Source organism: Arthrobacter sp. zg-Y1110, assembly GCF_025244865.1.
GTDB lineage: Bacteria > Actinomycetota > Actinomycetes > Actinomycetales > Micrococcaceae > Arthrobacter_B.
The window spans coordinates 1,676,920-1,694,921 of the sequence record NZ_CP104272.1 but is presented as its reverse complement, the minus strand read 5'-3'; the positions used below and the strand labels follow the sequence as shown (position 1 = coordinate 1,694,921).

The window sequence follows — 18,002 nt, the reverse complement described above, 5'->3', positions numbered from 1 at the left end:
TGTCGGCTCCCTAGGCTTCGCGGATGGTGACCTGCCCCGGCTTCGCTCCGTCGGCACCGAAGACGAGCCAGCGGGTAGCGATTTTTTCGGTGAAGAACCGGTCATGGCTGACCACTATGACGGCGCCCGGGAAATGCAGCAGGGCGCGCTCCATGACCTGTGTGCTGGACATGTCCAGGTGGTTGGTGGGTTCGTCCAGCAGCAGGACGGGAGCGCCCGACAGCAGGCACTGGGCCATGGCGACGCGGGCGCGCTGCCCGCCGGAAAGGTTCCCGATCTTCTGCACCAGGTCCGCTTCGGAGAACTGGAACATGGTCAGGAACCGGTTGACGGACTTTTTCGTGGCGCTGAAGGCGAGGGATCCCGGCAGCGAGTTGACGGCGTGGGTGACGGTGTCGGCGTCGTCGAGTTCCGCCAGCATCTGGTTGTAGGAAACCATGGCCGGGCCCTTCGGCCAGGTGACATCGCCGGCGTCGGGCTGTTCTTCGCCCGTGAGCACGCGCAGCAGTGTGGTCTTGCCGCTGCCGTTGGTTCCGGTGACCGCGATGCGGTCCCCCTTGTTCACTTCGAAGCTCAGGTCCTCGAAGAGCACCTTTTCCCCGTACGACTTGGACACGCCGCGGACGCGGCCGAGCACGTCCTTTACGTGCAGGCCGTCGTAGATGCCGGTAATGATTTCGTCCACGGGCCGGGGCGCACGGGATTTCTTGATGCGGGCCAGCTGGGTGCTGAGCCGCCCGCCGGCTTTGGCCGCCTCGCGGCGGTCCGCAATGCCTTCGGCTTCAAAGGCCAGCAGTTCGGCCTCGTGGACGAACTGGGCCTGGAGGTTCTTCAACCGGAACTGCTTCTGCACCACGTACTCCGCGAAGTTTCCCGGGTATTCGTGCAGGTGGAAGTTCTCCACCTCCACGATGCGGGTCACGACGGCGTCGAGGAACTTCCGGTCGTGCGAGACGATGATGGCCGCTCCCCGGAAGTCGCGGAACCAGCCCTCGAGCCATTCGACGCCGGCCACATCCAGGTAGTTGGTGGGTTCGTCGAGCAGGAGCACATCGGGCTGCTCCAGCAGGATCTTGGCCAGTGCCGCACGGTTCCGCCAGCCGCCGGAGAGGGCGTCGATCGGGCAGACACGGTGTGCGGCGGTGAAGCCGAGGGTGGTGAGCACGCTGTCGATGCGGCGCGGGTAGTCCCAGCCGTCGAGCCGGTCCATGGTTTCGAACAGTTCCGACTGGCGGCGGATGAGCCGATCCATTTCCTTGCCCGCGGGATCGGCTGCAATGGCTTCATCGATTCCCGCCAGCTCAGCCTCGACGTCCTTGATTTCCGTGAAGACGGAATCCAGGACCTCGGCAATGCTGGCCTGCCCGTCCAGTTCGGAGAACTGGGAGAAGTAGCCGATCTTCACGCCCGGTTCCACGGTTACGGTGCCGGAGTCCGGCTGCACCTGGTCCAGGACCAGTTTCAGGATGGTGGATTTGCCGGAGCCGTTCCGGCCGATCAGGCCGATCCGGTCCTTGGGATCGAGCCGCAGGAACGCTTCACGCAGCACCTGCTTGTTCTCGAAGGAAGTATTGACGTCCTGCAGCCGGATCAGGCTCATGGTGTCCTCTCAAAGGGGTTGGTTTCCTCGCCCCGCGGGACAACGACCATTCATCCTATCGGCTGCTGCCGCACGCGGCGGCGAGACTAGCCGCGCAGGGTGTAGCTGCCCTGGGGGCGGCGGTTGAGGTGCGCGGCGGTGTCCACGTAGCTGCCGAGGTTGCGGGGGCGGGTGAGCGCCCGGCGGCCGGTAGACACGTAGGTTCCCTCGGCACGCGGGGTTCCCAGCGGGCGTCCGTAGCAGGTGGTATAGGTGCCCAGGCGACGGGGCTGGGTTGCCGGAGCGGGCTGCGAGGCCGCGGGGGCAACGGTGCTGCCGGTGGCGGCTGGGCGGGGTGCGGCGTTTTCGGTGGTGGCCGGCGCTGTGTTTCGATTGATCAAAGTGGTCATGGTGTCTCCTCAGTTGACGCTTGGGGTGAGACTCGGGCCGTGGCGGCAGGTTTTTGGGCAGCGTTCAGCCCGGGATGTGTCGCCGTTGATTGGTGCCCGCCGTTTATATGGGCGGTGGTGCGCCTTAGCGGGCGGAGGAATCCGCCTGCTTGGCGCAGGTGCTGCAGATGCCGCTGAAGGTTACTTCGGCAGCCAGTACGGTAAAGCCGGAATCGTCCGACGGGGTCAGGCAGGGTGCCTGGCCGATCACGCAGTCGACGTCCCTGATGGCTCCGCAGCGGATGCAGACCAGGTGGTGGTGGTTATCCCCCACCCGCGACTCGTAGAGTGCCGGCGAACCGGCGGGCTCCACCCGCCGGGCCAGTCCGGCCTCGGTAAAGGCGGACAGGATGCCGTACACGGCCTGCGCCGAAATACCCGGCAGTTCCGATCGAACGGAAGCCAGGACCTTGTCGGCGCTGGAGTGCGGTTCCCGCTGCAGCGCTCCCAGCACTGCAACGCGCTGTGACGTGGCTTTCAGCCCCGCTGACCGGATGTTTCCGGCCTGGGCTTCTGCTGTTTCCGCCGCGTTCTGCATATCTAAAACCCTAACAGTTGTTTTGATTGCCTCAAGACAACTATCGCCCTTTTGCGCTGTGATTCCGGACGCTGTGACCGCCGCCGCAGGCGGGCATTGACGCGGGCTGAACCCTTTAGTTTCCTTAGGGACCACGTGCCAATCAACCAAAGGAGCCGGTTTGCGGAAGTCCACGGCAGCAGTTTGGGAAACCGTCCACGCTGAGCGGCAGCGCCTCGCGGCGGACCTCTCCCCGCTGCAGTCCGAACAGTGGGAGGTGCCCTCGCTCTGTCCCGGGTGGAGCGTCCACGATGTCCTGGCCCACCTTGTGGACACGGCACTCACCGGCAGGATCGGCTTCGTCCGGGGCATGCTCGGCGCACGCCTGGATTTCGACCGCGTGAACCAGCGCGGCGTCCTGCGCCAAAAGCGGCAGGACCCGCAGGATACCGTCCGCGCGCTGCGGGACGTGGCGGAATTGACCCGGACGCCCCCGGTGAACCCGGCAACCCGCCTCGTTGAAGCGATCGTGCACGGCGAGGACATCCGCCGACCCCTCGGCCTCGTCGGGAGCTATCCGGAACCCGCGGTTATCCAGGCCCTGGCCTATCAGGTCCGCACCCCGGTTGCGTTCGGCGGAGGGCGTGAGCGGGCCGCCGGCCTGCTGCTGGTCGACCGGCGCACCGGGACGGCCTGGGGCGCCGGCACCAGGATCGAAGCCGATGCCCTGGACCTGCTGCTCACCGTGTCCGGGCGCCCCGTGGAGCTCGACCCGCCCGCATAGGGGACGATGGGAAAGGAAAGCACTACACCACCGTAAGGACGAGGACCATGGGCACTTTGAAAGAACAGCTGCAGGCCGATATGAAGATGCACATGAAATCGGGCAACCGCGTTGCCCTGACCACCGTGCGCAACGTACTGGGTGAAATCACCACCCGGGAGAAGTCCGGGAAGACGCCGGTTGAGCTCGACGACGTGCAGATCGTGTCCCTGCTGCAGAAGGAAGCCGCAAAGCGCCGCGATACGGCCGGGATCTACACGGAGGCCGGCGAGACCGGGCGTGCTGCCTCCGAGACGGCCGAGGCAGAAATCATCGAAGCCTACCTGCCCGCTCCCCTGACCCGTGCCGACGTGGAAGCCATTGTGGATGAGGCAATCGCCGATCTGCGCGCCGGCGGAGAAGAGCCCACGATGCGGCAGATGGGACAGGTCATGAAGCCCGTGACCGCCAAGGTGGCAGGACGGTTCGACGGTAAGACGGTGAGCGAAATCGTCCGTTCGCGTCTCGCCTAGCGGCAGCCGGTCCCACTGCTACTCTGGTTGCTGAACGCTCATTCCGCTCATCTTCCGGAGGTACAGGTGCCCGCAACAGGTACGGGCCAGCGCCTGCTGGATTCCGCTACGGAGGCCTTCGCGGCGAAGGGCTTCCACGGCACCACCACCCGCGACATCGCTACGGCGGCCGGGGTCACTCCCGGCGCCGTCTATGTCCACCACCGTTCCAAGGAAGAGCTGCTGTACAGCATTTCCCGCCTCGGGCACGAACGGACGCTGGAACTGGTCCGCTCCGGCGCCGCCTCAAGCAGCGATCCGGTGCAGCAGATCTCGACCATGGTGCGTGACTTCGTCCAGTGGCAGGCAGCCAACCGCACCAAGTCCAGCGTGGTGAACTTCGAGCTGGCTGCCCTCACGGAGGACCACCGGGCCGAGGTGCTGAAGATCCGCCGCTCCGTGGACGCGGAGTTCCGGACCGTCGTCGACCGCGGACGGCAGGAAGGCGTGTTCGACGTCGAGGACACCGGCCTTGCCGTCCTGGCCCTGCTCTCCCTTTGCGTGGACGTGGCCCGCTGGTACCGCAACGACGGACGGCAGACCGCAGCCGGCATCGGAGAACACCACAGCCGTTTGGCGCTGCGGATGCTGGGCGCCGCAGGACCGTCGAAGCCCTAGGCCTGTTGTCCGCTTCGGGGTGCCCGGCATACTGGAAGCCCGAACCTCAACAAGCGAGGTGCAGCATGGCTGAACCGACAACGCTGGTCTCCGGGATCGGCATGGGCGAATCCGCCCGCTGGCACGCCGACGAACTTTGGTTCGCGGACTGGACGGCGGGGACCATCTCCGCGCTGAACCCGGACGGGGACGTGCGGCGGGTGGCGGCGGTGCCGTCCTTTCCGATCAGCTTCGACTGGCTGCCGGACGGGCGGATGGCCGTAGTCTCCGGGACGGACCGCACCGTCTTCCTGGAAATTCCCAATGCAGGGCTGGTCCCGCACGCGGATCTGAGCGGCCTGTCGGACCACCCCTGGAACGAGATTGCCGTGCACCCCTCCGGCAACATTTACGTCAACGGCATTGGTTACGACTATTCGGCCGACCCGCAGAGCAGCGGGATCATCGCGCTCATCCGCCCGGACGGCTCAGTGGCGCAGGTGGCAGACGGCCTGGCATTCCCCAACGGCATGGTGGTTTCCGACGACGGCGCCACCCTAGTGGTCGCTGAATCCAACGCAGGCCGTCTGGCGTCCTTCGCCATTGCCGACGACGGCGCCCTCACGCCTGCCGGGGACTGGGCAGCGGTCTCGGGCAGCGCCCCTGACGGTATCTGCTGGGACGGTACCGGGGGCATCTGGTTCGCCGAAGTGCCCGGCGAACGCTGCGTCCGCGTCCGGGAGGGCGGGACCGTGGTGGAAACGGTGCAGCTGGACCAGGGCTGTTTCTCCTGCGCCGTCGGCGGCGGCGACGGCGGCCTGCTGTTTATGCTGACCGCCCGGTGGCCGGAGGCGATGGATCCGGCCACCCCCGGCACCGGGCAGGTCCTGGGCCTGCGGGTACGCTGATCCGCCGGCCCGGAACGCCTAGGCGAACGCGGACAGTCCGGTGATGTGGCGGCCCAGGATCAGCGACTGCATGGAATCGGTGCCCTCATAGGTGAACACCACCTCCATGTCGGTCAGGTGCCGGGCCACGTGGTTCTCCAAAAGCAGGCCGTTGCCGCCCATGATGTCGCGTGCCTCCGAGCAGACCCAGCGGCCCTGCCGGGCGGCGAACATCTTGGCCATGGAGGCCATGGGGCTGGTCATCTTCCCCTGGTCGCCGAGCTCGTTGAGGCGGAAACACGTCAGCTTGATCGCGGTGACCTGGGCGAGCATGTTCGCGAGCTTGTTCTGCACCAGCTGGAACCCGGCAATGGGCTGACCGAACTGCACCCGGTCCTTGGCATAGGCCACGGCAATCTCGTACGCGGCGACGGCGTGCCCCAGTGCTTCCCATGCGACTCCCCCGCGGGTGGCGGCCAGCACCTTGTTGACGTCCTTGAACGAGTTGCAGTTCTCCAGTCGGTTCTCCGCGGGGATGCGGAGGTCCTCGATGACGATGTCCGGCTGCAGCACGGCACGTTTGCCGATCTTGCCGGTGATCACGGTCGCCTGGTACCCGGCGGGGTGGTTGCCGTCGGCATCCTTTTCCATAACGAACGCCTTGACTTTACCGTCGGCTTCGTCGCGGGCGTAGATGATCACGATGTCGGCAAAGCTGGCGTTGCCGATCCACCGCTTGTTGCCGTTCAGGACGTAGGAATCGCCCTCGCGGCGGGCGGTGGTTTCCAGCGACACGGAATCGGACCCGTGGGTGGGTTCGGTCAGGGCAAATGCACCGATCTTCTCGAACCTGGCCATTGGGGGCAGCCAGCGCTGCTTCTGCTCCTCGCTGCCGAGCATGTCGATGCTGCCCATGGCCAGGCCGGAGTGCACACCGAAGAACGTGTTGATGGAGCCGTCGCCCCGGGCGAGCTCAGCCGCGGCGGTGGAGGCGGCCATCCGGCTCATGCCCGGGCAGCCGTAGCCCTTGATGGTGCCGCCGGCGATGTTCAGCGCGGCCAGCTTGGGCACCAGCTCATACGGGACCTCCGCCCGCTCCCAATAGTCGTTGATGACGGGCAGCAGATCGTTGTCCACGAACGCCCGGACCCGGTCCCGCACGTCGCGGGCCTCGTCGTCCAGCAGCTCATCGAGAAGGTAGAGGTCGGCGTCGACGTCGCCCACTGCGGTGGGGTCGAAGGCTGGGCGCGCAGTCTGTGTGACGGTCATTGGGGCTCCTGACGGAAGGTACTAACTAATCGTTCATTTAGTATGAGCCGCGTCACAGCAGTGGTCAAGCGTGTGCATCATCGGCCGCGAGCATGTGCGGGGCGTTGGTGACCACCAACCACGCGGGCAGCAGGGCCAGGCACAGGACAGCGGTCACGGTCACGTCACCGGTGATGACCACGGCGATGAAGAGCGCCATCCAGCCGTCCCGGGCAACGGCAAGCACCAGCCCGAGCACTGCCGCGGACACCGCCAGGCTCACCGGCACGGCCGGAACGAGGGCCGAAACCGCCAGGCCCGCGGCCACCCCGATGAACACCGCCGGGAAGATGCGGCCGCCGCGGAAGCCCGCAGCTGCGGAAATCACCAGGGCGGCGAGTTTGATCACTGCGAGGTAAACCAGGGCCCAGGCCGGTTCGTCGCCCCGGTGCTGCAGCAGTTCCGCCGATTCCTCGGCGCCCTTGAACAACGTGACCGTCCCGCCGGCCACACCCAGCAGACCCAGCAGCGCGCCGCCGAGGGTGGTGAAGAGGACGGGATTGCCGAGTCGGTGGAACCACCGGTGCACCTGCGCGAAGACGGCAACGCCGAGCAGTCCGAAGGCCGCGGCCAGCGGCGCGACGACGAACCCGGCCAGCACGTCCCAGCCGTCGGGAGTGCCCATGGGCGGTAGTTCGATCCGCAGCAGCGTGCCGCCAAGCAGGGTCATGGTCACCGCCCCGGCCCCGGCGGAGACGAGCGGAAGGAAGAGCCGGTCGAAGAGTGCGCCCCCGATCTTGAGGGTCCCGGCCACACCGGTGAAGAGCAGCGCCGCGGCCACCGGCGTGCCGAACAGTGCACCCACGGTTCCCGCCAGCGTCAGTCCGACGATGAGCTGGGCCGGAACACGGGCAAACAACCGGCCGATCAGCACCGTCAACAGGGCGGTGTTGATGGCGATGATCGGATTCTCGGGGCCCAGGCTGACGCCGCCGGCCAGTCCGAGAACAGCGACGGCGGCCAGGGAAGGCACCACCCCGACCGGCAGGGCGGAGCCGGCGAGCTCCGCCGCCGCCGAATCCGGCCCGGCGTGGCCCGGCGCGTAGCGGACGATGAGCCCGACGGCGAGCCCGGTGAGCGTCAGGGTGCCGAAAATCCACCAGCCGCCGTCGGAGTCGGCCCCGACGGCGGCCGGCAGGTTGTCCCAGATGAGGTGCTGCAGGAGCCGGCTGAGCTCGTCGAGGGCGAACAGGACCAGCGCCGAAACCACGCCGATGATAACCGCAGGAACCGCCAGTGCCAGCAGCGTCCGGACCCGGTTGTGCCCGAGGAGTCCCTCATTCGCAGGTTCGGACATGGCGCCACTTCCCTGGGTGCAGCCCCCGGCGGATCACGCGTGCCTAACCAAGGCTAGTAGCCCGGAGCGGCCGCTCCTAGGGCAACCGGACCGGCGGCTAGTGGACGGCCACGCCTTCAGGCAGCTCGTTGGTGGGCCGGCGGACCAGGAACGACGCCGCGACAGCCACGAGTGAGACAACCGCACCCCAGAAGAAGGCAGTGTGCACGCCCGAGGCGGCAGCGGAGACCGCTGACGCGCCGTCGGCCAGGGCCGCCGTCGTACCGGTGGTCATCAGGGTGATGAAGACGGCCGTGCCGGCCGCACCGGCAAGCTGCTGCAGCGTGTTGATGATGGCACTGCCGTGGGAGTACAGCGACTTGTCCAGCGAACCCAGCGCCGAGGTGAACAGCGGAGTGAAGATGAAGCCCAGCCCGGCGTTCAGCAGGCAGTGCAGCAGGATCACGAGGCCCACGGGCGTTTCTTCGGTCAGCAAGGTCATCCCCCACAGGGCACCGCTGAGCACCAGGGCGCCCGGAACCACCAGCGGGCGGGGACCGAAACGGTCAAACAGGTTGCCGACAATCGGCGAGAGGATGGCCATCACGGCACCGCCGGGGAGCAGCAGCAGTCCGGTGGAAAGCGTGTCCAGGCCCAGCACGTTCTGCAGGTACAGGGGCAACACAATCAGGCAGCCGAACAGCGCCATCATGGACACCAGGACCATGACGATCGCCACCACGAAGGGCTTGCTGGCGAAGGTGCGCAGATCCATCAGGGCGCGGTCGGTGCGCTGGAGCACCAGCTGCCGCAGCACAAAACCGGCCATGGCCAGGACGCCGACGGCCAGCGGGATCCACAACGGCATCAGCTCCTTGCCCTGTGCGGCCTCGCCGATGCTGCTCAGGCCGAAGATGAGGCCGCCGAAGGCGAAGGTGGACAACACGATCGAGAGCACATCGAACGGCACGCGCTTGGTTTCCGTGAGGTTCTCGATCTTCATCGCACCCAGGCCCAGCGACAACAGGGCGATGGGCAGGACCAGCCAGAACATCCAGCGCCAGTCCAGCGCGTTGAGGATGATGCCGGAGACCGTCGGGCCGATGGCCGGTGCAACTGCGATGACGATGGAAATGGTGCCCATCATCTGGCCGCGCCTATGTGCCGGAACAGCATTCAGGACGGTGGTCATCAGCAGCGGGAGCATGATGGCGGTGCCGCTCGCCTGGATGATCCGGCCGCCCAGCAGGGTGCCGAACCCCGGTGCCAGGGCTGCCAGCAGCGTCCCGGCGCTGAACAGGGACATGGCGGTCAGGAACAGTCCGCGCATGGAAAAGCGCTGCAGCAGGAAGCCGGTGGCCGGGATGACCACGGCCATGGTCAGCATAAAGCCGGTGGTCAGCCACTGGGCGGTTCCCGCAGTGATGTCCAGGTCAGCCATGAGCCGCGGCAGGGCCACGCTCATGATGGTTTCGTTCAGGATGACCACGAACGAGGAAACCAGCAGCAGGCCGATCACGGTCTTGGTGCGCGGATCCAGCGTGGACGGAGCCGTCGTCGTTGTGGCGTGCCGGGAGGTTCCGGCAGCGGGCACGGGTTTTGCGGAGGGATCGATACTCAAAGAGGGAAGGTCCTATTCATGATGCGGGTGCGCCGCAGGCGTTGGGCGCGGACACGGACGGCACTTCAGCGGGCCCGGCCTGCAATCCTATGCGGCTGCAGCTGCCTGCCCGGACTACCGTGCCCGTCCGCCCGGCGTGTTCCGCCGGATATTCGCCCAGCGCTGAACCGGGCACCCGGGCCGGAGACTGGAACCGGCTAGAACCCGGTGACCAGCAATCCGAATCCGAGCACAAACAGCACCACCATCCAGCACCCGCCCGCTATCGCCGCCGCTGCCGTGAGAACCAGCACCATCCAGGGACGCTGGAACCGGTTGCGGATCCACTCGAAGACCAGCGGGGCGGACACCAGCAGCATTACCGCCGAGGCCAGGATCAGGCCCAGCAGTATCACCGCCTGAACGGTTTCGGGAAAGACCCAGAGCTGCAGCACAACGACGGCGACGGCCAGTGTCGCAGCCGCGGCCGACTGCACCAGCCATGCGACGCCGAGATGCGGCCAGGATTCCACGTTCTTGCTCATGTTCGGGAAGTCTAGTGGCGTTCCGGGTGGTCCATGGTGACGGTGCGCAGATCCAGGCGGCGCAGGACACGGTCCACGGCCTCCGGATCCATGCCGGCCTGCCGGCGGGCCTCGAGTACTTCCCGGCGTGCGGCGTCCATGGCTTCGCGCTGGACCACGTCCATGATTTCCAGGGTCGCCTTCCGGTCCAGCATCTTCTGCGAATCATCCTCCTCGTCGCTCTCCAGCATGGCGTGCAGCGAGGACATCCGCTTGGCCAGTGCGGCCCGGCGGTCCGGCGGCAGCTGCTGGATGGCTGTCGAACGCTTCATCGTCTCGATTGCGACCCGTTCGGCCCGGAGCGCGAGTTCGCGTTCCATCCGGTCCGCCTCTTTATGGTCGTTAGGCAGCTTCAGGGCGCGCATCAGCCACGGCAGTGTCAATCCCGGTATCACCAGCGTCACCACCAGGACCGCGCACGCGCAGGCTACGACGAAGTTGCGGCCGGGCAGTGCGTCACCGGCGAGCGTGGTGCCCGGCAGGGCGAGGGCAAGCGCAAGGGTCGCCAGACCGCGCATACCGCACCAGGACAGTACAAGGACCTCTTTCAGCGATCCCGGCACATGGTTCTTTTCGGTCCCGCCCATCCGGTAGATCGCCATCATCCACAGGAACCGGACCAGCAGCACGGCCGCGCACACGGCCAGGATGCCCGGAATGAAACTCAGCAGCTGGGAGCCCTCGTCCTCGATGATGTACCGCATCTCGATACCCACCAGGCCGAACGCGGCGCCGGTGGTCAGCAGCTCCACCACATCCCAGAAAGCGGTGCGGGTCAGGCGCTCCTCCGAGTCCTGGGGGCGGGCCCGCCGCCCCAGTTCCAACGCGGTGACGACGACGGCAACCACTCCCGAGAAGTGCACCTCTTCGGCGAGCAGGTAGACGGCGAAGGGTGCAACGAGGGTGGACGCCGAACGCGCCACCAGATTCGGCACGAACCGGTTCAGGCTGCCGACGACCCAGGCCATCGCCAGGCCCAGCACCACGGCGCCGGCTGCGGCAATGAGGAAGTCCGGCACCACGTCCCAGCCCACGTGCCCGCCGCTGGTGCTCGCTGCGACGGCGGCCTGGAAGATGACAATGGCGATGGCGTCGTTGAAGAGGCCCTCAGTCTGCAGCACCGTGATGAGCCGCCGCGGCATCCGGACCTTCCGCGCGACCGCTTCCACGGCGACCGGATCGGGCGGAGCGACAATGGCCCCCAAGGCAATCGCGGCCGGCAGTCCGAGCGCCGGCACCATGGCCCAGGACACACCGGCCACCACAGCCACTGTGACTGCCACCAACGCCACCGCCAGCAGCACCAGGGAGCGCCAGCGCAGCCGGAAAACGGACCAGGAACTGCGCTGGGCGGCAGCGAAGAGCAGGGGCGGAAGGAACAGCGGAAGGATGAGATCCGGGTTGATGTGCACTTCGGGAATGATCGGCAGGAACGCGATCAGGGCCGAGGAAATCAGCATCAGTACGGGGTAGGGCAGCCGGATGCGTTCGCCGATCCCCGCGGCCAGCACGGTTCCGAACAGCAGCCCGACCAGGAGTATCAGGAAATCCACCGGCTCAGCCGTCCGCTCGGAGCTTGCTTCGGACCGACCGCGCCGCGTGTTCCATGTCCGCACCTGCTTCTTTCGGATGTGTAAGTATTTCGTTAATTATTGCATTGAGTGCATCCACCGGCACGGATATCTTCGCAGCGGGCGCGGCACGCCGCAGACCCCGCGCGGGAGAGGGAGGCCACGCGGACGGGTAAACGAGATCACGGAAACCGGGAGCCCCGGGAGCCTCCCCGCAGCACTCGAAACCCGGTAAAATTGAACGGAAATCTTTCGTGTCTCCAAGGAAGCCGCTCTGGTGTGCATCAGCGACGTAGGGCAAGGTCCCGGTGAATTGAGATTGACCCCTCCTGCCATCGGTAAGGAGGCGCTGCACCCGTGACTGCCGTCTACGGCGTGGTAAGGGAAACCCGCAACCCCGCAACTGCGATGAAGGCACTAACGGACAACGGTGCCGCACATCGCCGCGGGCAGCAGGGCCAGGAAAGCCCGCCGGCTTCCCCTTCCGCAACAGGCGCCGTCATTACCTGGGATCCCGACGACCTGCCCGGTGCCCTCCATCGGCTGCTTACCTCCCATCCCCGCCATTTCTCCGACCCGGAGGCGGTGGCGGCGCGCCCGGTCCCCTTCCGGATGCATGTCATGGACGCGGATGTGCCCAAGTCGATCCAGCTGCACCCCCGGCCGGACCAGGCTTTGGCCGGTTATGTGCGGGAACAGACCCGAGGGGTCCCGTTGAACGCGGGAAACCGGAACTATAAAGACAGGCACGCCAAGTTTGAAGTAGCGGTATCCCTCACTCCCCTTCGCGTCCTGTCAGGACAGCGCAGCAGGGAAGAACTGCGTACCATTGCCGATGAAGTGGACCTTCCATGGCTTGATGCCTTATTGACGTTCCGGCATGAGCTGCCGGTCCACGCACTCCTCCGCATGCAGTCTTCCGAGACTGCCCGTGCACTGCGGGAGACCGAGGCTGCCATGGCCAGGTTGACGGAAACCGACGGTCCTGCGGCAGACGCTGCGGCCGTCTTCCGCCGGCTGGCGCCGCTTTTTCCAGGCGACCGCGGGATTCTGATAGCCATCTGCATGAACCTCATAAAGCTGGACCCCGGGCAGGCAATGGTCACCCCCGCCGGCTGCCTCCACTCCTACCTCTCCGGCCAGGCCATGGTGGTTATGGGCCTGTCGGACAATGCGCTGAAGGCCGGGTTGACCACGGACTACGTGGACGTTGCCGAACTGCAGCAGGTCCTGGGCAACGGCCAGCCCGGCCCCGCATTTCTGGAGGTGGAGCGTATTGATGAGCGCCAGGAACGTATTCCGCTCTGGAGTCAGGACCTGGACCTGCGGCGGACCGTGATCGACGGCGGGACCGCATCCATTCCACTGGAACGCTTCACCGTTGTGCTCTCTGCACTGGGGGAAGCGAGGGTTAGGGTGGGCGACGTGAGCACGTATTTGGAGCAGGGTGCCAGCATGCTCTATTTGGGTGACCCGACGACGGCCGACGTCGAGGGCTCGGCACAGCTCTTCAGCGCGTCGAGAATCTAGCAGCCGTCGAGGCCCTGCGGGTGGTGGCGGCAATGACCGCCACGGCCACCAGCGCCCCGATGGTCGTTTGCACGGCCCGGTCCAGGGTCACCGCCAGCACCGGCTGGCTAGCGACAAACCCCGTCATCAGCAGGGCCACGGGCGTCAGGAACACCATGGCCAGGCCGTAGTGCCGCACCACGTAGATTTCCCCGCATAACTGCAGCATGGCCAACAGGACCGCCAGCTGGACCGGCGACCACTGAACCTGGAGCAGCACCGCAGAGACCAGCACGCCGGCGTAGGTGCCCAGGATGAAGTGCAAGGCGCGGAGCGTTCCCCCGGCTGCATCCACTGCTGCGATCGGAGCACAGGCGGCGAGCATCGCCCAGTATCCGTGCCCCAGTCCAAGCCCCGCCGAGACCGATCCGGCGGCGGCGACGGCGACGGCGTAGCGACCCGAGTGCCGCAGGATCCGCCCCCACGACGGCGGCCGGTACGGCGGCAGCGGGCGGGGAGTATGCCGGCGCGCGTGCAACCGGCCGGCAAAACCCAGCACTACGGCGAGCAGTACGCTGCCCGCCACGGTCAGCGCAGCTTCCTCCAACCGGCCCGAGAACGGTGCCGCGGACGTGGCGGTAAACGCGAAGATGTAGGTGAACGGACCTGCGGGCCGGACCCTCAGATAACTGGCAGCCACCGCAATAAGGCCGGCGATTAGGGTTCCCGCGCCCACAACAGTCCAGGAATCCGCTTCGGAAAGGGACAGGAACACACCGGCCACCACGGTCAGGACCATTAGCAGGCCCGACAGGGACTGGTGCTGCAGGCGCCGCCAGTGCAGTTCCGCACGGCCGAAAATACCGGTCAGCGAACCGAAGATGGCGCACATCGTCAGGTCGGTCCGCCCCAGCAGGATCAGGACCAGCAGCGGCAGGAACACCCCGAGCGCCACGCGGACGGCAGGCACCCGGTGCCCGCGTCCCGGAGGCACGGTGAGGAAGCTGCTGAGATGCTGCTGCACGGAGACCAAGGAACCTTTCGCTGCGGCCGGAGGCACATGAGCCGCAGTTCAAGCCTAGAACCCACGGACGACGGCGCCCGGCAGCTTCCCGTGTGACGGTCCTCGCATCCGCTGTTACATCCGGGCCTTTGTCCTTGCCGTGGCCTTGGCAGACCAGGGGTCCTCAGGCCACGGGTGCCTTGGATACCGACCGCGCATCTCGGACCGGACCTGGGCATAGGGTCCGGACCAGAAGGATGCCAGGTCGTCGGTGACAGCCAGCGGCCTGCCCGCCGGTGACAGCAGATGGAAAAGCACCGGAACGCGTCCTTCCACGAGCCGCGGGGTTTCGGCCCAGCCGAAGCACTCCTGGAGCTTGACCGCTACCACCGGCCGGCCGCCGTCGTCGTGCCCCGGATCCGGGTAGTCGATCCGGACGCGTGAACCGCTGGGCACCTCGAGCCGTTCCGGGACGAGGTCACCCAGCCGGGATGCCTCCGGCCAGGGCAGCAGCCGCCGCAGCGCATCGGTGAGGTCGATGCTGTTGGCGGATGCCCCGCGGGCCAGTGCGTCCAGTTCGGGGCCGAGCCAGTCCTGGAGCCGGGCCAGCAGGGCCGGCTCGCTGACGTCCGGCCATGGCTCCCCCAGTTCCCGGTGCAGCAGGGCCAGGCGCCGGCGGAGCGCGTCGGCGGCCGTGGAGAAACCGATCAGTTCCAGCCCCTTTACCGTCAGGGCGCGGGCGACGGCGGCCCGTCCCTCCTCGGCGGACGGGCGTACCGGGGTGGAGCCAAGCAGGATTGCGCCGAGCCGGTGTTCCCGGCGCGCGGTGACCCGGCCACCGGCGAACTCCGCCTCCACAGTGTCCGTGACCAGGTGTTCGGCGGCGGCTTCCGCGGTGTCCAGGGTCAGCGGCGCGGCGGAGCGGATCACGGCACCGGTGCCGGCGGCGTCGCGTCCCTCGGCGCGGGCGACATCGGCGACGGCCAGCCAGCCCTGTCCCGTGAGGGAACTGCCGGCGGGCAGTCCGGCACGGGTTCCGGAGGCGAGCAGGTAACGCTCCGGTCCCGCGCCGGGAACGCGCCGCGCAATCCGGTCCGGGAAGGCCAGGGCAATCACGTACCCCGGCGCCTCCCCGCCCGGAACTCCCCGTTCTGAAGCCGCCTTCTCCCGGCGGGCCAGCTGCTCCAGCCGCCTTACATCTTCGGACCACCGGCGTTCACCGGGCTCGCGTCCGGTCCGCAGTCCGGCCAGCAAGCGGGTGAGGTCCGCTCCGGGTGCACGGTTGTCCCCCGAGAGCAGGGCCACAACCTCGGCCGCGGTCCGGGCACCCACCGCACCGGCGCCGTCGAGCAGTGCCCGTGCGAGCCGGGGATCGGCGGGCACGCGCGCCAGTGTTTTGCCCCGGGCCGTTGCCAGCCCCTCGGCGTCCACGGCACCGATCCCGCGCAGCACCTGGACGGCGTCGCGCATGGCAGCCGGCGGCGGTGCGTCGGGAAGGGACAGGCCCTCGCCTCCGGGGGCACCCCAGCATGCCAGCACCAGGGCTGCGGCAGTGAGGTCCGCGACGGCGATTTCCGGGGTCTGGTGGGCTGGCGCGGCTCCGTAGGCCCTGTCGTCATAGCAGCGCACCACCGTACCCGGCCCCAGCCGGGCGGCGCGCCCGGCCCGCTGCTCGGCGGAGGCACGGGAACAGGAGACGGTGACGAGGCCGGACATCCCGCGCATCGCATCCCGGCGCGGTTCGCGGGCAAGCCCCGAGTCGACCACCAGCCGGACGCCGGGAACGGTCAGCGAGGATTCGGCCAGCGAGGTGGACACAATGATCCGGGCAGGCTCGCCAGGACCGCGGCCGGAAACGGCCCGGTCCTGCTCCCCCGGACCGATCTGCCCATGCAGTTCCAATACCTCCGTTCCCGCCGGAATACGCGAACGCAGCCGGCCCGCCACGGTGGACACCTCGCGTGCGCCGGGCACAAACACCAAGGCATCGATACCCGGATCCCGGGACAGCGCGCGGGAATGCGCCCGAAGCGCAGTATCCGCCACATGGTCCAGGAACCCGCGGGTCACGCCGCGTTCATCGAAGCGGGGAACCGGAGCAGGGGCCCAGACCGTCTCGAGCGGGTGCAGCGCAGAAGGGCAGCCGACCACGGGAGCCGGGCCGGCGCCGTCGGGCGAACCGATCAGCGCGGCGAACCGCGGTGCGTCCAGGGTTGCGGACATGGCCACCAAGGTCAGGTCCTCGCGCAGCTGGCGGACCTCGGTGAGCATTCCGATCAGCAGGTCCGTTTCCAGCCCCCGTTCGTGGACCTCGTCCAGGATGACCGCGGCCGTTCCTTCCAGGCCCGGGTCGGCCAGCAGGCGACGCAGCAGGATGCCCGGCGTGACGAATTCCACGAGTGTGGAAGGTCCGGTGCGGCTCTCGCCCCGGACCGTGTAGCCGATCCGCCCGCCGAGGGCAGTGCCGTCAAGCCCGGCCAGCCGGCGGGCCGCCGAACGGACCGCAACGCGCCGCGGCTGGGTGACCACCACCCGCGGCCGGGTCCCGCCGCGGGCGAGGACGTTCGCGACGAGCGGCGGCACCAGGGTTGTCTTTCCGGTGCCGGGAGGTGCCTGGACGACGGCGGTGCCCGCTCCGTGCATTTCGCCGGCACCCCCGCCGAGCACCCCGGCGAGCTTCGGGACCGACTCGGCAAAGACCAATCCGTTGCCGATGCCCGCAAGGTCGAAGGGCGGGTTGGTTGGGTGCGGGGAGGCCGGAGAAGTCACTCTTCCATTCTGCCTCCTGCGGGAAGCGGTAAAATGTTAAGAGTCTCGTCACTCGCCCCTGCCCTTCCTCTTCCTTGGAGGTAGCAGTTGCCATTTTCCGAAGGCCAGATCCTGGTCCACCCCCATCACGGCCCCGCCGTTGTCAGCTCCTTCCAAACGCATCCGCGCATGCAGAAGAACTGTATTGTCCTGGAGGTCCAGTCCTCCCACCTCATGGTCTGGGTGCCCGTTGACCAAGTGGACCACGTCGGCCTCCGTCCGGTCCTGGACCGGGCGGGACTCGACACACTGTTTGGCGTCCTCCGCGCTCCGGCGGATAAAGAAGATCCCCAATGGTCGCGCCGGTACAAGGACAACGCGGAGAAGCTTGCCACCGGTGATCCGATGGTGATTGCGGCCGTGGTCCGCAACCTGATGCTGCGCGAAGCGGACCGCGGACTCTCGCAGGCCGAACGGGAAATGCTCCGGCATGCCCGGCGGCCGCTGCTGACGGAGATTTCCCTATCGCTCGGACTCTCTGAAGTAGAGGCCGGCGCCAAGCTGGACGCCGTCTGGGCTCCGTCCACCGCCGTGGCCTAGTCACAAAGCAGGTGGTGCCAGCTGTCGGCAAGCACCTCCAGGTCGTGCTCGCGGTTCGGTTCGAACTTCCGGCGTGTCCAGAGCGTAGCCACGTAGTCCAGCTGGGTGAAGGCAAGGGTTCCGCGGATGTGGCGGGTCTCTTCGGTGTAGTGTCCGGCCAGCTGCAGCCCGGTGACAATGTCCGTAATGACTTCCTCGTGCCACGCCTCCATGATTTTCCGGATTTCCGGATCCGAGGCTGCCGCTTCATCAAGCACATCGAGGTAGGGCCGGAATACCGCCTGCGGGTCGGCCGGCCGGTCACCCACAAGATCTACCGCGGCGCCCCGCACCCGTCGCGGCTGGTGCTGCCGTTCACCCGGCGGTCCGCAGGGTAAGCAGATATAAAAAACAGCAGAGGGCGGACACCGATACGGTGTCCGCCCTCTGCTGTTGTTGT

The 18,002-nt window shown here is 67.4% G+C and carries 17 protein-coding genes; 6 read left to right on the top strand and 11 right to left on the bottom strand.

The annotated features are described in order from the left end of the window. Window positions 1-10: 10 nt before the first annotated feature. The 3 genes from N2K99_RS07915 to N2K99_RS07905 form a co-directional block, all read right to left on the bottom strand. On the bottom strand, window positions 11-1,600 hold the full coding sequence (locus N2K99_RS07915; protein ID WP_227933432.1) for an ABC-F family ATP-binding cassette domain-containing protein: 1,590 nt from the start codon (window positions 1,598-1,600) through the stop codon (window positions 11-13). Window positions 1,601-1,686: 86 nt separating this feature from the next. Next, window positions 1,687-1,989 (bottom strand): hypothetical protein, encoded by a 303-nt coding sequence (locus N2K99_RS07910; protein WP_227933431.1) that lies wholly within the window; start codon window positions 1,987-1,989, stop codon window positions 1,687-1,689. A 124-nt stretch (window positions 1,990-2,113) separates the two neighbouring features. Further along, entirely contained in the window at window positions 2,114-2,566 is a 453-nt protein-coding gene (locus N2K99_RS07905) for a Fur family transcriptional regulator (protein WP_227921933.1), read from the bottom strand. A gap of 160 nt (window positions 2,567-2,726) precedes the next feature. Here N2K99_RS07905 and N2K99_RS07900 point away from each other — a divergent pair, with 160 nt between their 5' ends. The 4 genes from N2K99_RS07900 to N2K99_RS07885 all read left to right on the top strand — a co-directional run bounded on the left by N2K99_RS07900 (window position 2,727) and on the right by N2K99_RS07885 (window position 5,385). After that, on the top strand, window positions 2,727-3,329 hold the full coding sequence (locus N2K99_RS07900; RefSeq protein WP_227921935.1) for a maleylpyruvate isomerase family mycothiol-dependent enzyme: 603 nt from the start codon (window positions 2,727-2,729) through the stop codon (window positions 3,327-3,329). 47 nt (window positions 3,330-3,376) lie between these two features. Further along, the gene (locus tag N2K99_RS07895) at window positions 3,377-3,841 is read left to right on the top strand and encodes a GatB/YqeY domain-containing protein (protein ID WP_227921938.1); all 465 of its coding nucleotides are present in this window, start codon (window positions 3,377-3,379) and stop codon (window positions 3,839-3,841) included. 66 nt (window positions 3,842-3,907) lie between these two features. Further along, a complete protein-coding gene (locus N2K99_RS07890; protein ID WP_227921941.1) occupies window positions 3,908-4,498 on the top strand; it encodes a TetR/AcrR family transcriptional regulator in 591 nt (196 codons plus the stop codon). A gap of 65 nt (window positions 4,499-4,563) precedes the next feature. Then, window positions 4,564-5,385, top strand: coding sequence for an SMP-30/gluconolactonase/LRE family protein (locus N2K99_RS07885; RefSeq protein ID WP_227921943.1), 822 nt, complete (start codon window positions 4,564-4,566; stop codon window positions 5,383-5,385). An 18-nt stretch (window positions 5,386-5,403) separates the two neighbouring features. On the opposite strand, the gene N2K99_RS07880 is transcribed toward N2K99_RS07885, so the two are convergent. From N2K99_RS07880 to N2K99_RS07860, 5 genes are all read right to left on the bottom strand, one after another. After that, entirely contained in the window at window positions 5,404-6,633 is a 1,230-nt protein-coding gene (locus tag N2K99_RS07880) for an acyl-CoA dehydrogenase family protein (protein ID WP_227921947.1), read from the bottom strand. Window positions 6,634-6,697: 64 nt separating this feature from the next. Continuing rightward, on the bottom strand, window positions 6,698-7,969 hold the full coding sequence (locus N2K99_RS07875; protein ID WP_227933430.1) for an ion channel protein: 1,272 nt from the start codon (window positions 7,967-7,969) through the stop codon (window positions 6,698-6,700). Between the two features lie 97 nt (window positions 7,970-8,066). Beyond that, window positions 8,067-9,569 (bottom strand): MDR family MFS transporter, encoded by a 1,503-nt coding sequence (locus N2K99_RS07870; protein ID WP_374200038.1) that lies wholly within the window; start codon window positions 9,567-9,569, stop codon window positions 8,067-8,069. Between the two features lie 197 nt (window positions 9,570-9,766). Beyond that, window positions 9,767-10,093, bottom strand: a complete 327-nt coding sequence (locus tag N2K99_RS07865; RefSeq protein WP_227921958.1) for a hypothetical protein — start codon at window positions 10,091-10,093, stop codon at window positions 9,767-9,769. Window positions 10,094-10,104: 11 nt separating this feature from the next. Further along, window positions 10,105-11,685 carry a Na+/H+ antiporter gene (locus N2K99_RS07860; protein WP_227921961.1) on the bottom strand — a complete coding sequence of 527 codons (1,581 nt, stop codon included), beginning with the start codon at window positions 11,683-11,685 and terminating at the stop codon, window positions 10,105-10,107. 375 nt (window positions 11,686-12,060) lie between these two features. Between N2K99_RS07860 and N2K99_RS07855 the strand changes: the two genes are divergently transcribed. Beyond that, on the top strand, window positions 12,061-13,233 hold the full coding sequence (locus tag N2K99_RS07855) for a type I phosphomannose isomerase catalytic subunit (protein ID WP_227921964.1): 1,173 nt from the start codon (window positions 12,061-12,063) through the stop codon (window positions 13,231-13,233). On the opposite strand, the gene N2K99_RS07850 is transcribed toward N2K99_RS07855, so the two are convergent. Both N2K99_RS07850 and hrpB read right to left on the bottom strand, forming a co-directional pair. After that, window positions 13,214-14,236, bottom strand: coding sequence for an FUSC family protein (locus tag N2K99_RS07850; protein WP_227921966.1), 1,023 nt, complete (start codon window positions 14,234-14,236; stop codon window positions 13,214-13,216). The two genes, N2K99_RS07855 and N2K99_RS07850, sit on opposite strands and share 20 nt — an antisense overlap. Before the next feature lie 114 nt (window positions 14,237-14,350). Then, a complete protein-coding gene (hrpB, locus tag N2K99_RS07845) occupies window positions 14,351-16,984 on the bottom strand; it encodes an ATP-dependent helicase HrpB (RefSeq protein WP_227933429.1) in 2,634 nt (877 codons plus the stop codon). Between the two features lie 87 nt (window positions 16,985-17,071). On the opposite strand from hrpB, the gene N2K99_RS07840 reads away from it, so the two are divergent. After that, entirely contained in the window at window positions 17,072-17,563 is a 492-nt protein-coding gene (locus tag N2K99_RS07840; RefSeq protein WP_227921970.1) for a CarD family transcriptional regulator, read from the top strand. Here the strand turns inward: N2K99_RS07840 and N2K99_RS07835 are convergent. Beyond that, window positions 17,560-17,871, bottom strand: coding sequence for a hypothetical protein (locus N2K99_RS07835; protein ID WP_227933428.1), 312 nt, complete (start codon window positions 17,869-17,871; stop codon window positions 17,560-17,562). The two genes, N2K99_RS07840 and N2K99_RS07835, sit on opposite strands and share 4 nt — an antisense overlap. Between the last annotated feature and the right edge of the window lie 131 nt (window positions 17,872-18,002).